This is a genomic window from Streptomyces sp. NPDC057623, from assembly GCF_042800355.1.
GTDB lineage: Bacteria > Actinomycetota > Actinomycetes > Streptomycetales > Streptomycetaceae > Streptomyces.
This window is the reverse complement of the sequence record NZ_JBHVGZ010000077.1, coordinates 1-13,451: the sequence shown is the minus strand read 5'-3', so window position 1 is coordinate 13,451 and position 13,451 is coordinate 1. Positions and strand designations below refer to the sequence as shown.

The 13,451-nt window shown below is 69.5% G+C and carries 8 protein-coding genes and 1 pseudogene; 4 read left to right on the top strand and 5 right to left on the bottom strand.

Annotation, left to right across the window (positions count from 1 at the left end):
• Positions 1-42 precede the first annotated feature (42 nt).
• The gene (locus ACFU95_RS42985) at positions 43-6,141 is read left to right on the top strand and encodes a hypothetical protein (protein WP_383840584.1); all 6,099 of its coding nucleotides are present in this window, start codon (positions 43-45) and stop codon (positions 6,139-6,141) included.
• 315 nt (positions 6,142-6,456) lie between these two features.
• Here the strand turns inward: ACFU95_RS42985 and ACFU95_RS42980 are convergent, their stop codons facing one another.
• The 3 genes from ACFU95_RS42980 to ACFU95_RS42970 all read right to left on the bottom strand — a co-directional run bounded on the left by ACFU95_RS42980 (position 6,457) and on the right by ACFU95_RS42970 (position 8,832).
• Positions 6,457-7,125, bottom strand: a complete 669-nt coding sequence (locus tag ACFU95_RS42980; RefSeq protein WP_383840581.1) for a nucleotidyl transferase AbiEii/AbiGii toxin family protein — start codon at positions 7,123-7,125, stop codon at positions 6,457-6,459.
• 5 nt (positions 7,126-7,130) lie between these two features.
• Entirely contained in the window at positions 7,131-7,523 is a 393-nt protein-coding gene (locus tag ACFU95_RS42975; RefSeq protein ID WP_383840579.1) for a hypothetical protein, read from the bottom strand.
• Positions 7,524-8,199: 676 nt separating this feature from the next.
• On the bottom strand, positions 8,200-8,832 hold the full coding sequence (locus tag ACFU95_RS42970; protein WP_383840576.1) for a GntR family transcriptional regulator: 633 nt from the start codon (positions 8,830-8,832) through the stop codon (positions 8,200-8,202).
• 212 nt (positions 8,833-9,044) lie between these two features.
• On the opposite strand from ACFU95_RS42970, the gene ACFU95_RS42965 reads away from it, so the two are divergent.
• Both ACFU95_RS42965 and ACFU95_RS42960 read left to right on the top strand, forming a co-directional pair.
• Positions 9,045-9,860: a hypothetical protein gene (locus tag ACFU95_RS42965; RefSeq protein WP_383840574.1), complete on the top strand. Its 816-nt coding sequence runs from the start codon at positions 9,045-9,047 to the stop codon at positions 9,858-9,860.
• Complete coding sequence (locus tag ACFU95_RS42960; protein WP_383840571.1) at positions 9,857-10,483, top strand: class F sortase; 627 nt, start codon at positions 9,857-9,859, stop codon at positions 10,481-10,483. Before ACFU95_RS42965 ends, ACFU95_RS42960 begins: the two co-directional genes overlap by 4 nt.
• On the opposite strand, the gene ACFU95_RS42955 is transcribed toward ACFU95_RS42960, so the two are convergent.
• Complete coding sequence (locus ACFU95_RS42955) at positions 10,398-11,255, bottom strand: MucR family transcriptional regulator (RefSeq protein ID WP_383840569.1); 858 nt, start codon at positions 11,253-11,255, stop codon at positions 10,398-10,400. The two genes, ACFU95_RS42960 and ACFU95_RS42955, sit on opposite strands and share 86 nt — an antisense overlap.
• Entirely contained in the window at positions 11,252-11,464 is a 213-nt protein-coding gene (locus tag ACFU95_RS42950; protein WP_383840566.1) for a hypothetical protein, read from the bottom strand. The genes ACFU95_RS42955 and ACFU95_RS42950 overlap by 4 nt, the downstream gene beginning before the upstream one ends.
• Before the next feature lie 320 nt (positions 11,465-11,784).
• On the opposite strand from ACFU95_RS42950, the pseudogene ACFU95_RS42945 reads away from it, so the two are divergent.
• Positions 11,785-12,561, top strand: a pseudogene (locus ACFU95_RS42945) (short-chain fatty acyl-CoA regulator family protein); the annotation flags it as partial.
• Between the last annotated feature and the right edge of the window lie 890 nt (positions 12,562-13,451).

Genomic DNA, 13,451 nt, shown 5'->3' with positions numbered 1-13,451 from the left:
CTCGCCTTCTTCTTAGCGCCCACAGAAACGGAGTACGCATACATGCAGGACCGCTACCGCGTTGTCACGGGACCGCCGTGGTCCCCGTCGAGCGTCTCGGCCCAGAACCTCGAACCACTGGCCGCCGCGCTCAACGCCTTAGATCACCCGGCCGTCGCCGCCCTGAACGACCTCACGGTCGACATGGTGGAGCTGGCCTTCAACTCCCTGCGGCCAAGGGACCGGCAGGAGTTGCTCGGCAGCCTGGGCATCCGTATGGCGGCTCCTCGACGGGTGAGCAGTGCTCTGTGCCGAGACGTTCTCGGCAGGCTGCGCCGTGAGGCGCGGCAGCACACCTGCACATGCGGGATCAAAGGTCTCACGGTCACTGTGATGAATCAGGTGGGCAGCTTGGTCTTCGCGCAGGACGGCGAGACGGTTCCCGACCCAGTTACCCGGTGGGGTGCGACGCTCGTCCGGGCCACGGTGTTCGCGTGGTGCAACGCCTCCGTGGCCGACGCCCACATCCTTGCCTGGGCGGCGGACCAGGACTGGTTCGCGGTGACGGCCGACGACAGAGAGACGGCTCAGCTCGCCGCTGTCGGTGCCGTGGCGCGGTCCATCGTGGAGGCGAACCCGGACTTCGCCCCCGGAACAGCGGAAGAAGACGAGCCGCCGCTCGCGGGCGACGGAAAGCCTGTGCGCGCTGCCGTCGCCGACCGGCCGGGCACTAATACCTCCGCCTCCGGGGTCGTGGTATCCGACCCCGGCACCTCTCACGATATGACCGCTACGGCGTTCGACGGAGCCCGAACCGACGAGGGGACCGATCCGGAGGCGGCCTGCCGACAGCTGGAGTCGGCTCTCGCGCAAGCCCGGCAATCCGCGGAGAAGGTGATCAGCGCGGTCGTGGACGGCTGCCCTCCGCCCGACGAGGACCTGGCTTCGCTGGCCGTGCTGGGTGCCGTCTTCGACAGCGTCGACGAGGTGCTCCGCGCGGCGGGGATCGAGGGGGTGTCTCGCCGCTTGGAGGACTTGACGCGTGCCGCACGCGCGCACCGTGCGGCACGCGAGCGTGATCTCCAAGCACGGGAGCCGCTGCGGGAACTGCTGGATGTCACCTCTCGTCCGGACAGCTCCGCCGCTGCCGCCGCTGCTGCCGAGGCCGTGCGCGGCGCGGCCCGCCGTCTGCTGGACGCATCGGTGTGGGAGGAGCCGCAACGGGAGGAAAGTGCCGCGCTGGCCTCCTTGGCCCGGCTCATCAGGCTGGGGCGGCAGGCGGATGCCGCGGCGGAGATCCTGGCTCTGCAGGAGCAGGTCGTGCGGGTGCTGCCAGCGTGTGCCATGGCTGTGGTCATGGCCCCTGAACTGGCATTGGCCCAGCCGGAGGACGCAGGCCGCGAACCCGCCGGGGCCGAAGTAGACGGCATCACCGAGCCTGCTGCCGCCGCGATGACCGTGGAGTACGAGGCCGTACAACCGGCCGACCAGACAGAGGTGACCGTCGGCCACTGCGCCGAGGAGGCCGCGCCCCACCCCACCTCCGAACCGGAAGCCGCCGCGCTCGCCCGGGCGTCGGCCTCCGAGCCGGTCCGCGCCACCGACGCACAGGTCGCGCCCACTGCCGACAGCGACCCGGCACGTCGCATGGGCCCGGACGTGCCTGTCCCGGCGCCCGCCGCACGCACGATCCGTCCCACCGAGGACGCACCCGTCCGAGAAGCAGTCCCGTCCGCAGGTGACGACACCGACGAGGCGGCAGCCGAGCGGGTCTTGGCTCAGCTGGTCGTGGATCGGCGCTTCGGACTCGCCCACCATCTGGCGAGGGCCGTCGGCCATCCCGAGCCCCAAGTGGCGGCGCTCCGCCTGGCAGGTGCCGCCGCGCTGCTCACCTCCGGTGACAGCCAGGGCGCCCGGCTGACGGCGGACCTGCTCCAGGAGTACGGCGGATACGCCGGCCGGGACGCCGAGGGCAGCGAACTCCTGCTGCTGCCCGCTCTGCTGCGTACCGCACTGATCACCGGCGACCACTCCGCAGGTGCCCAGCTCAAGGCGCTGGTACCCCGGCTGCCGGACCAGCTTGGGGAGGCGGCGACCGCCGTCGCCGACCGAGCCCTCAGTGGTGCCCTGATGATCGCTTCCCCGCTGGTTGCCGACGCCACCGAAAGCGAGGCCCGGCTGCGGGAGTTGCGCGATCAGAGCCGTGATCTGCTCGCGCCGCAGAGGCTGCGGTTCGCGCGGGCGACGGAGATCGCCAAACGCTGGCTGGCCCCCGACGACGGGATGCTCGGATCGCTGCTCGTGACCGTCGTCGGCGACAACCGCGACGCGATGCAGCAGGTGCGCGAGCAGGTTGAGAGGCTGTCGAAACTGGCCGAGGTCAACAGCGAGATCGACCGTATGGACCGCAAGCACCGCTCGTCCAGCGGCAAGCCGCTGCAAGGCTCCGGGCGGCAGGATCTGGTGCATCTCGTTGAGCGAGCCGTCGGCCTCGCCAAGGAGTGGTGCCTGGCGGTCGACGGAACCCGCCGGGGCGACCGTTCCGACGGCAATCGGGCGGCCCAGGAGATCTCCTCGCTGCGTCAGTCCCTGCTGGACGGTAGGGAGGCGGCGCTGGGCGAGCTGGATCAGCTGGCTCGGCGCTCGGACGCAGTTTCCGCCGCAACGGCCTGGGCGGCGTGCGCCTCGATGGAGGAACTGTTCGCGATGCTGGCCGGTGAAACCGTGACCACGCGTTCCGGCGGTCCGCTCGACCCGGAACTCGTTCTGGACGCGGAACTGCTGAAGGTGTGCGACACCCGTGACGAGCGACCGTCGCTCGACGAGTTGCTGACCGCGGTCGATCGGAGTTGGCAGGACGCCTTCGACGAGCGGCTCTCCCACGACGCCTTCACCGCAGCCCTCAGCATTTTTGAGCTAGCCGGACGAGGGTTGCTGCCCGCCGCCCGGGCCGGTGAGTTCGTCCCGCCCACCGACACCGAGATCGCCGATTGGGAGGCCGTCCGACGCACGGAGCTGCGGAAGGCACACGACGAACTCGTCGCCGAGTTGCACCGCGCGCAGGCGGACGGTGCCGTGACCGAGGACCAGGACCTGGGACTCCAGGAACTGCTGGCCGATGCCCTTCACCGCCTGGAAGGCGCCGACCGGCGCGACCTGCTGGACGTGCGGCGGGCGCTCGACACGGTACGGAGTGACCTGCCCGCCTTCCGACAGCAGGCGGCCGACCGGATCCGCGCCCGGCTCGACGCCCTGGATCCCACCGCGGAGGAGCGGGCCCAGGTCCTTCGGCGCCTGGAGACGAACGACCTGGCCACCGCCGCTGACCTCGTCTACTTCCTGGAGATCGGCGAACCCGTCCCGGAGATCGAGGGAGGCGAGTCCCACCTGCCCGACTTCTTCCCGGCTGTGCCCGACGGCCTGCCGGGAGGCATCGACCATGACCTCGTCGGCCTGGTCCGGTCCGGCGGCAAGCATCCGAGGCTTTCCGTCCTGGACTACGGAAGCCTCTCCACCGACGAGGCGGCACTCGCAGCCGACGCCCTTGACGAGTGGCGCGCGCTGGCCGCCGCCGAGCGGAATGACCGGCTCCAAGTGGCTCCGACGAAGCAGGTGCCGCCGCTCCTCAAGCTCCTCGGCTACGACGCCAAGAGTGCCAGGCCGCTCGATGACCGGTCCCAGCACCGGAGGGAATACCGTCTCTTCGAGGCAACCGGGGTGGAGATCAACGGCAGGGCGAAGGCGCCTGCGTTCGGCTCGCAGATCAGGGAGCAGGGCGGCAACCTGCGGGTGATGATGGTCTGGGGCAGACCGCCCGCCAAGGTCGTCATGAGCTGGGCAGAACGCGACACCAGCGATGCGAGCCTCCTCGTCGTCTACTTCGGCACGTTGAGCCGTCAGGCCCGCGTCGAACTCGCGGTCGGCTCCGGCCAGTTGCAGCCGCTGCTGGTCGTGGATGACGCCGCCCTCGCCTATCTCGCTGCCTGCGGTAACCGCCAGGTCAGCACCGCCACGCAGACGCTGCTGCCGTTCTCCGGCGTCAACCCGTACATCAGGGAGAAGCGTGGCCGGATCGGCGGCGAGATGTTCTACGGCCGTGACGCCGAATGCAAGAGCATCCTCGACCCGCGCGGCACCCAAGTCATCTACGGCGGCAGGGGACTCGGCAAGTCGGCCCTGCTCGCCGATGCCGGGGAGCGGTTCACGGAGCAACGCCCCGGCTACCACCAGGCGGTGTACGTCAACCTCGACCAGGAGAACATCGGCAAAGGCAGCTCATTCGGACCGGAGAGGCTGTGGAGCGTCCTGGAGCGGGAACTGACCGAGGCGCAGGTACTCGACGACCGGCCACAGGGGCGCAGGAAACGGCAGGAGATATCCGAGCGGGTGCGTGCCGGCATCCGCACCTGGCTGGACGGGGACTCGCGCCGCCGTCTGCTGATTCTGCTCGACGAGTGCGACCAGTTCTTCGAGGCGGACGCCCCACGCTTTGACCAGACCAAAAAGCTCAAGGGCCTCGGGTCCGACACCAAGGACCGCGCCAAGGTCGTCTTCGCCGGACTGCACTCCGTGCAGCGCTTCTCCAAGCTCGCGAGCAACGGGCCGTTCGGCCACCTCGCGCAGACTCCGAAGGTGATCGGCCCGCTGGCTCCCCAGTCCGCGGCTGAGCTGCTGGTCGAGCCGATGCGGGCGCTCGGGTTCGAGTTCAAGGACCTGGATCTCGTTAACCGGGTGCTCGGACACTGCTCCTACCAGCCCTTCCTGCTCCAGATGTTCGGGAATCGGCTGGTCGAGCTGATGCACCGCAAGCGGGCGCGGCGTGGAGCGGAGGGGCCCCCTTACGAGGTGGAGGTGACTGACTTCGAGGCCGTGGAGTCGGACCCCGCTCTCAGAGACGGAATCTCGGCCGCCTTCAAGGACACGCTGAGCCTTGACCACCGCTACGACGTGATCGCCAACGTGCTGGCGTACCACGCCCGCCATCACGGCCTGGAGGTGCGACTGAGCGACACCGAGCTGCGCGAGGAGTGCGAGACGTACTGGCGCAAGGGGTTCGAACAACTCGACACCGAGGGCTTCCGCGCCTACCTCTCCGAGATGGTCGGCCTCGGTATCCTCGCGCCCAACCACGACGGCCTCGGCTGGCATCTGCGCGGCCCCAATGCCCTGCGGATGATCGGTACCTCCCACGAGGTGGAGGCCCGCCTACTCAGGGCTGAACAGGACTGTGAACTCCAGGAGAGCATTGTGCAGGAGGGCCGCCCCGAGCTGCCCGACGGCCAGTCAGCTCCGCTCACCAACACCCAGCTCGACGACCTTCTGGGTGAGCGATCCAACCGGACCAGGGTCGTCCTCGGCACATCCGCTACCGGAGTCACCGACGTCGCCCGGACCTTGCGTACGATCGCCGGACCCATCGACGGCTGGACGCTGCCGCCCGTCGGTAGGCCCAGTATCTACAAGCAGGAGCTCACCGGAGGACGCCCTCGCGAACGACGTGTCGTCATCAGTGACTTCGTCAACTATCGGGACCCGGTGCGGCCTGAGACCTGCCGGGAGGCCGTCGACCTGGCTGAGACGCTGCTGCCCGTCACCCCAGGGGTCACCCGCGCGGTCGTCCTCGTCACCGACACTACTCAGCTGGCCCTGTGGCGGACCCTGCTGACGGGAACCGAACCTACCTCGGCCGTCCCGGTGGTGCTGCGCCGCCACGATCGCCGCAGCCTGCGCGGCTGGGCTCAGCGTGTCGACATGTTCCACACGGAGGATCGCCTGGAACGTCTCCACGAGCTGACCGGCGGCTGGCCGCTTCTGGTCGGCCGAGCACATCGCTTGCACGGCGAACTGGGTGACCCCGACGATGTGTTGCACCGCTTGGCAGGCATCCGCGCGGACCGGGCCGAAGCCAGAGCCTTCGTCGAGGCGACCGGTGTGCACATGGACCCGCTGCTTGCCGCTGGATACCGGGCCCTCGATGATGAGTTCAAGGGCGACCCGTTCGATCTGGAGGGCGCGGTGACCGCTGTGGCGCTCAAGATCGAGGACGAGGACGAGGCGCGGTGGATCGTCAACTGCCTCGAGGCTCTCCAGGTGTTCGACCGTGAAGACGTCCAATTGCGCCTGGAACCGCTGTTGCGCCAGTGCGTGGCGCTCCGCGTGTGACAGCGTGTGACTTCCGGTCCGGCCGCCCGCATGTCCGGGCGGCCGGTCGCCTTTCACGGCCACCTTGCTGATAGCCGACCAGAGACGGCGTATGTATCCGTTGGCGCCCTGTTCACGTCGACCTCCTACGGCCTGGGCCCTGGTGGCCGGGGTCGTATGACGCACGAGGGACGATCCCAGTTGATCACCCGCATCGATCGGGCTACAGGCCGCCTGGTGTGCTTGGCGCGACAAGCACGCGATCGACTGCTTCCTACCTGATCATTCTTGGCTCCTGCTCCAATCGTTTGCAGCTGTGATCTCATTCGGACGCGCTCAGCCGATGTCCGGATCGCCGGCCTCTTCGAGGAGACGGGCAGCGAGGTCGTCGGCCCACTCCAGGGCCCAACCGCGGAGAGCGGTGATCGTGGCGTCATCGATCCCATAGGCGGCGAAGGCTTCGTCGTCGGTCCACTCGGCGCCCGTGAGGTTCGACTGCAGATCCTCGCGCTCGAAGCGGCCGCGGGCGTGGCGGCGGCCGAATTCCTCGAGCTCGGCGTTGGTCCAGCGGTGGGAGGCTGCGAACACGTCGATCAGGTCGCGGGGCGCTCCGCGGTCGGCGAGGGCGCGGACCTTGGTCCCGATCACGTCCTCCTCCGCGAGGACGGGCCCGTAGGGGCTCTGGGCGACGGGCCGCCAGAAGATCTCCTTGAGGATGTCGACCTCGCATTCCTGCCCTGTGGCTGGGTCAGTCACGGTGAAGCGGGCGGACAGCGGGGCGGTCTCCAGCGCGTGCACCTTCCAGCCGCGGGCTTCCAGGCCGGCGTGGAGCGTGGCGGCGATGTCGGCCATGGGCGCCGGGTTCTCGGTGGCGACGTCGAGGTCCTGGCTGGGGCGGTTCACGAGGCGGTGTGCTCGCACGGCGTATCCGCCGGTGAGAACCAGTGGATACGGGGATCCGAGCGCGATCACGTCCGCCAGGAGCCGTGTGTGCAGCTCCGGCATGTCCGTCACGCGGCTGCCCGGGTGCGGGAGGCGAGCTGGGGGAAGGCGTCTTCCCATACGGCGCGCACGGTCCGACCGACGAGGGTGCGCAGCACCGGCCACAGCTGGAGGAGCAGGTCCTGGTTGAGGTAGCGGGGCAGGTCGTCGTGCAGGCCCTCGTGCAGGACGGTGCGGTACAGGCCCATGCGCTGGCGAGGCTTGCCCAGGTCGTACGAGGCCATCCCGGACCAGGCCATGTGCAGCGGTAGTTCCACGACCCCTTGGGTCGGGCCGCGCAGCTGGTCCAGCGATTCCGGCAGGCGACGCCGGAACTTCTCCCGGTACAGCGCGAGGTCCTCGGCGACCACACCCGACAGGTCGCTCGGTGTGGGTGCGGGGTGCTGTGGGCTGGAGGGCATGGCTCCATTATGGCGGCCGGAGCAGTGGCGCGGGTCATGATGCCCGAGCCTGCGTCCGGAGTGAGCGGCAGCGAGCTCGTGCAGGCGAGCTGGTCGTGGCAGCCTGATCCGCGCGAAGAGGAGGGATGGATTGTTGGTCATGACGCTCGTTTGGCGCTCTGGTCGCCCGTACGCGGCACCGTGAGCCGATAAACCGGCTCTGACCTGGTCTTTCCCGTGACTCGCCCAGGCCGACATCTTTCCGATGACCCACCATGTTGAATGTGTTGCGATCCTTGAACCGGCCGTAAAGGGCTCCTGACCTGCAGTTTTATCGGCGCGCGTTATGTGCGGTGTGGGCGTTACGGGCGATATCCTGACGCTGAAATGACGCCCATTTGACGCTCGTTCTGATGGGGTGTCAGGTGCCTTGCGGTGCAGGTGGTGGAGGTCCTCGTTCCTCGGGATCGCGATGCGGGGGTGCTCGGGGGCGGCCTGGCGTACATCGTCCGGCCATGTGCGGCTGAGGGTCGTCCTCGTCGGGGCCGGTCATGACGGCGAGTGCCTGCTGAGCCACCCTTCGGGGAGGGGTGGCACTCCGTGCGGGTGCGAGTGGGGATGAATGAGCGGTGGTGCCCCCCCGTCGGCGACGGCGCCGACCGGGGAGTTGAGGGCCGGGGTAGGAATCCCCGCAGCGTCAGAGGCGATCAGCGTGCAGGGCCATCTGCGTCATGGCGCGCTGGGCGCGTTCGAGGACCACGGCCATCGAGTCGCCGACGTGGGCGTGCAGGGCCCGGTAGCCCTCGTCGAGCCGTCCGTCGCGGACGAACTCCATGATCTCGATGTGCTCGGTGATGGTCGTCTCGACGCGGTCCTGGGTGAGGAAGTCGTACATCCGCACCCGGCGGATGCGCTCGCTGACCGCCACGAGCGCGTCCGTGAGGGCGGGATTGCCGGAGGCGCGGGAGAGTTCGGCGTGGAAGCGCTCGTCCTGGACGACGAACCTCGGGTCCGGCGTCGGAGGGTTCTCGCGCATCGCGTACCAGCGCTCCAACTCGGCGGCGATGACCGCCGGGTCGTGCCGTACGGACGGGTCCTCGATCGCACGGGCGATCCCGCGCAACTCAAGAGTGATCCGCAGCTCGTAGAAGTCCTTCAGCTGGGTGAGGTTGGGGATCGTGACGAAGAATCCGCCGTCACCGCGCTCGATCAGCCCGTCGGACGCCAGCCGCGCCAGCGCCTCGCGCACGGGGGTCCGTGACACCCCGAACCGAGTCGCCAACCGCATCTCGCCCAACCGCTCGCGAGGGCCGAACTCGCCGTCGAGCACGCCGATCGCAGCTTCGCGTAGACCGCCTTAGAAACCGCTTGTTTCCCGGAGGGCCCAGGTGTTGTGAACGCCTCGTTTCCGGGATCTCACCCCACGGTTCCCGTTCGTCACGGGGGTCTCTTTGAACACCCGTAAGCCCTGCTGCGTTCTATGGGTAACTGCGCAGAGCTTGCAACAAGAGACCACCCCCACCCGGAAAAGGAACCAACCTCATGTCCATGCGAACCGGCCGTCTCGCGGTGCTCGCCGCCCTGCCCGCAGCCGCTCTCCTCACCGTGGCGGGCTCGTTCCCGGTGTTCGCCGAGGAGAACACCCCGGCCTACCAGATCGACCTGGAGCAGCTGAACGACTCCGGGTCCAAGGGCACGGTGATGCTGAGCGCGCGTGGCCAGGAACTCACCGTGTGGATCAAGTCCGAGGGGATGGTGCCCGGTCAGCCTTCGGCGCAGCACCTGCACGGGTCGACCGAAGGGCATGACTTCGTCTGCCCGGACGACAGCGCGGACAAGGACGGCGACGGGATCCTCAACAACACCGAGGCCACCGTCCACTACGGCGACATCAACATCGCCCTCACCGTCTCGGGAGACACCGACGCGGCGACCAGCGGCCTCGCGGTGGACCGTATGCCGGTCGCCGACAAGGAAGGCAAGATCACCTACAAGCGGACCCTCCAGGTCTCCCAGGACGTCATCGACAGCCTCAAGAACCTGCACGTCGTCCAGCACGGCATCGACCCCAACGACAACGACAAGTACGACTTCGAGGGCGCCGGCAAGAGCGAACTCGACCCGAAGCTGCCCCAGGAGGCGACCGCACCCACCAACTGCGGTGAGGTCAAGGGCGCGGCGATCGGCTCCGTCCCGGTCGGCGGGATCGAGACGGGCAGCGGTGACTCAGGGACGAGCGTGACTCCGGGCGTGGCGATCGGCGCGGCCTCGGCGGCGACGGCGGTCGCCGCGCTCTTCGTCGTACGTCGTCGTAAGGCGTCCGGTGTCGCGGCGGCGAAGGCCGGGGATGCCGCGTGAGGCACCCAGTCCTGCGCGCCCGGCGTGCGCCTGCCGCCGTGATCGCCGCCTCCACTGCGGCTCTGCTGCTCACCGCCTGTGGTGGCCAGGGGACTTCGGCGTCACAGACTTCTCCGGGGCAGAGCACGACCGCGGACGCGTCGACGGGAAACCAGACGGTCACGGCCTTGGACCGGTCGGCACCGCAGAAGGTCACCATCCCCTCCCTCGGTGTGTCCAGCACGCTGGAGACGCTGGGGCAGAACGCGGACGGGGCGATGACGACCCCCAAGAACCCCGACCTGGCCGGCTGGTACGAACCCGGCCCCACCCCCGGCTCCCAGGGACCCGCCGTGATCGCCGGACACGTCACCTGGAACGGCGCGGACGCCGTCTTCAAGGGGCTCGACCAGATGGCGGCCGGCGACAAGGTCGAGGTGACGCGCGAGGACGGGAAGACGGCCACCTTCACGGTGGACCGGGTCGAGGAGTACGAGAAGGCGAAGTTCCCCACCCTTGAGGTCTACAAGAACGTCGACCACGCCGGGCTGCGACTGGTCACCTGCGGCGGCGAGTTCGACGCGGACCGGCACTACTACCCCAACAACGTGGTGGTGTACGCGACCATGACGGTGGTCGCCTAGGCGGTTCGAGGGTTGGGCGGTCGGTCGGAGCCGAACGGCTCAGGGTGGCGCCCTCGGCGGTCCGCTCGCGCAGCCACGCCGTGATGTCCTGCGTGCCGACGCGCTCGGCGGTCGCCCGGTCGTTGAGCTGTACGCGTGAGCGCCGGCCGGCGGTGGAGTTCTGCCCGGCGGAGCGGACCTCGATACCGTGCTCGACGAGCAGCCGCCGCAGCCTGCCCTTGCCGACGGCGAGGACGCGTGCCGTGTCCTCGATGCTGTGCTGCCCGTCGACGTACACGGACCGCAGCGCCTGCGCGAGGTCCGCGAAGCCACCGGAGTGCAGCGCGGCCTTCAGACGGTCGTCGGCGAGTTGGGCCTGGATGCGGCGGCCGGCGGTGAGGCTGTCGTCCCGCACCCGCCGCAGCTCGTCCGGATCCGCCTGGTCGGCGGCACTGTTCCAGCGTCGCCGGGACAGCTCCCCCGAGCGTGCCATCGCCCGGCCCCTGGCGAAACGGGCCTGCGCTTCCTCGGACGCCTGGTACCCGGCGCGACTGGTGCGGGACTGCTCGGCGGAGAAGGACCGTGCGCTCAGGGCCCGCGAGCGCAGCAGTCCGAACTCCTGCCGGTACTCGGCGGCGGTCATCCCGTGCACCCGCACATGCGCCCCCAGCGAGCGGAAGGCACGTCCGCACACATGGCAGATCACGGTGTCCGCCTCCTCGTCGCGGATCAGGAGACCGAAGTCGGGATGCCGTCCCGCTCGGCCGCCTTCCCGCGGCTGCGGGCGGGTCACGTTCCGCCGACGAGGCCGGGCACGGCGGCGAGCGTCTCCGTCAGCCGCCCGGCAGCCAGCCCACCACCCTGCGCCACCTCCGCCGAACCCCCGCCACGACCGTGCAGCAGCCGCTTCACCAGCGCGGAGGCATCCTGACCGGCCGTACGCGCGACGGAGTTCACCGCGGCCACGACGACCGCCTTGCCGCCACCGGTCTCCGATCCCACCGCCAACCAGTCCCGCCCGTTCGGCGGGCAGCAGATCCCGTACGGCGACGGCGAGCGCCCGCGCCGCGTCGGCGCCGCCCTCCACGGTGGCCGTGGCGACCAGTACGCCGTCGACGTCGACGGCTTGTGCCCGCGAGGCCGGCCGCTCTCGCCCGGGTGGCCTGCTGCCGCAGCCGCTGGTTCTCCCGGTCGGCAGTCTTCAACCGGTCGAGCAACGCGGCGATACGCTCGGGGACTTCGGCACGAGGCGTCTGGAGCTGCTCGACGATCCGGGTCACGCGCTCGCGCGCCAGGTACCCGAATCCCTCCGCACCGACCGCCGCCTCCAGCCGGCGCATGCCGGTCAGCGCGCCTTCCGCATGGCGACCCAGCTGGCCCTGCTGGAACACGGCGAGGACCTGGACCGCCTGGCCGCGGAGGACTTCGAACCCGGTTCGTCGGCCCACGCGCTGGCCCGGATCGGCATCGCCGACTACTTCGCCGCCGCGCTGGTCCTGCCGTACACCGCCTTCCACACGGCGGCCGAGGAGGTCCGCTACGACATCGAACGCCTCACCGACCGCTACGGCCTCGGCTACGAGACCGTCTGCCACCGCCTGAGCACCATGCAGCGGCCCCGCCTGCGCGGCGTCCCCCTCTCCTTCGTCCGGGTCGACCGGGCCGGCAACATGTCGAAGCGGCAGTCGGCCACCGGCTTCCACTTCTCCCGCGCCGGCGGCACCTGCCCGCTCTGGAACGTCTACGAGGCGTTCGCCGCCCCCGGCCGCATCCACGTCCAGATCGCCGAAATGCACGATGGGCAGCGGTACTTGTGGACCGCCCGAGCCGTCACCCGGCACCGCGGCGGCTGGGGCGAACCCGGCCGGACGTACGCCATCGGGCTGGGCTGCGAGATCCGGCACGCCCATCGCCTCGTGTACTCCGACGGCCTCGACCTCGCCAACGCCTCCGCCGCCACCCCGATCGGCATGGGCTGCCGCGTCTGCGAACGCCTCGGCTGTTCCCAGCGGGCCGCACCGCCTTTGGGCCATACGCTGCGGATCGATCAGAACAGCAGCACGTTCGTGCCGTATCCGGTGACGGACCCCGCGGCCTGACAGACGCTGGGTGCGTGCCGTGGCCCGTGGGGGGGCCACGGAGGGCGAAGGTGCGGGACTTGGCCGAGCGGATCCCTACTGGCGGATCCCTACTGAAGGAGCCGTCCGGATCGCCGATCCGGATGATGACGAAGTTGTGGGGGTGGCCCGTCGCCAACCCTCGGGTGGCATCTCCGCGTCCATGGCTGTCGAACGGCCAGAGGTGGGCATAGAGATCGCCGTGAAGGATCTCGTCGGCGCGGCGCCACGCCGTCGTCTGCTCGACCGAGGCATTTGCTCGGTGCCGCTCGACCTGCCGCCTATGGTCGTCGTGGTTCGGTCTGCCGGCCGTTCGGCGCCTCGCCATCCCCGAACCGGGCACGCCACACGCAGCCGGACGGGTGTCGCGAGATGAACGCCGGAGGACTCACGCAGGGATGACCCATGACAGCCGAATGCCTGTTCCGCGAAGACCTCCATCGGCTCGGAGCTTTCTGTCAGGAGCGACCGACCTGCGCCAGGTGGCGTGGGTCGGGCTGGTGTGTATGGCCGGGTGAAGGTCCATCGGCGGTCCGTTGCTGTGGCCGGCCGACGAGCCCCGGCCCATGTGCTCCGCCCTCCCAGGTCATCCGGCACCATCCACGGAGAACCGCTCCCTCATCCCCATGACTCGTTCAACGGGCCGGCCAGGAGGGGGATATGGCCACGACCAGGCTTTCCAACAGGTGCTCCAACCCTCGCAGCTGACGGCCTGGAAAACAGGGTGCGGTCGGCTGAGCTGGGGTGATAGGCAAGCAATGTGACGGAGAGTCTTGAGGGTCACGTCCGCGGGAGTGGTGTATTGACGGCCACTCGGTGATCTCGTTTTGAGGCTATGCGGTGAGTTCGGTGGGTAGGTCGGTCTCGCTGGT

Coding starts and splice junctions, on each gene's coding strand:
- ACFU95_RS42985 (WP_383840584.1), top strand. CDS start 43: ATGCAGGACCGCTACCGCGTTGTCACGGGACCGCCGTGGTCCCCGTCG.
- ACFU95_RS42980 (WP_383840581.1), bottom strand. CDS start 7,125: ATGCCGGAGCTGCACACACGGCTCCTGGCGGACGTGATCGCGCTCGGA.
- ACFU95_RS42975 (WP_383840579.1), bottom strand. CDS start 7,523: ATGCCCTCCAGCCCACAGCACCCCGCACCCACACCGAGCGACCTGTCG.
- ACFU95_RS42965 (WP_383840574.1), top strand. CDS start 9,045: ATGTCCATGCGAACCGGCCGTCTCGCGGTGCTCGCCGCCCTGCCCGCA.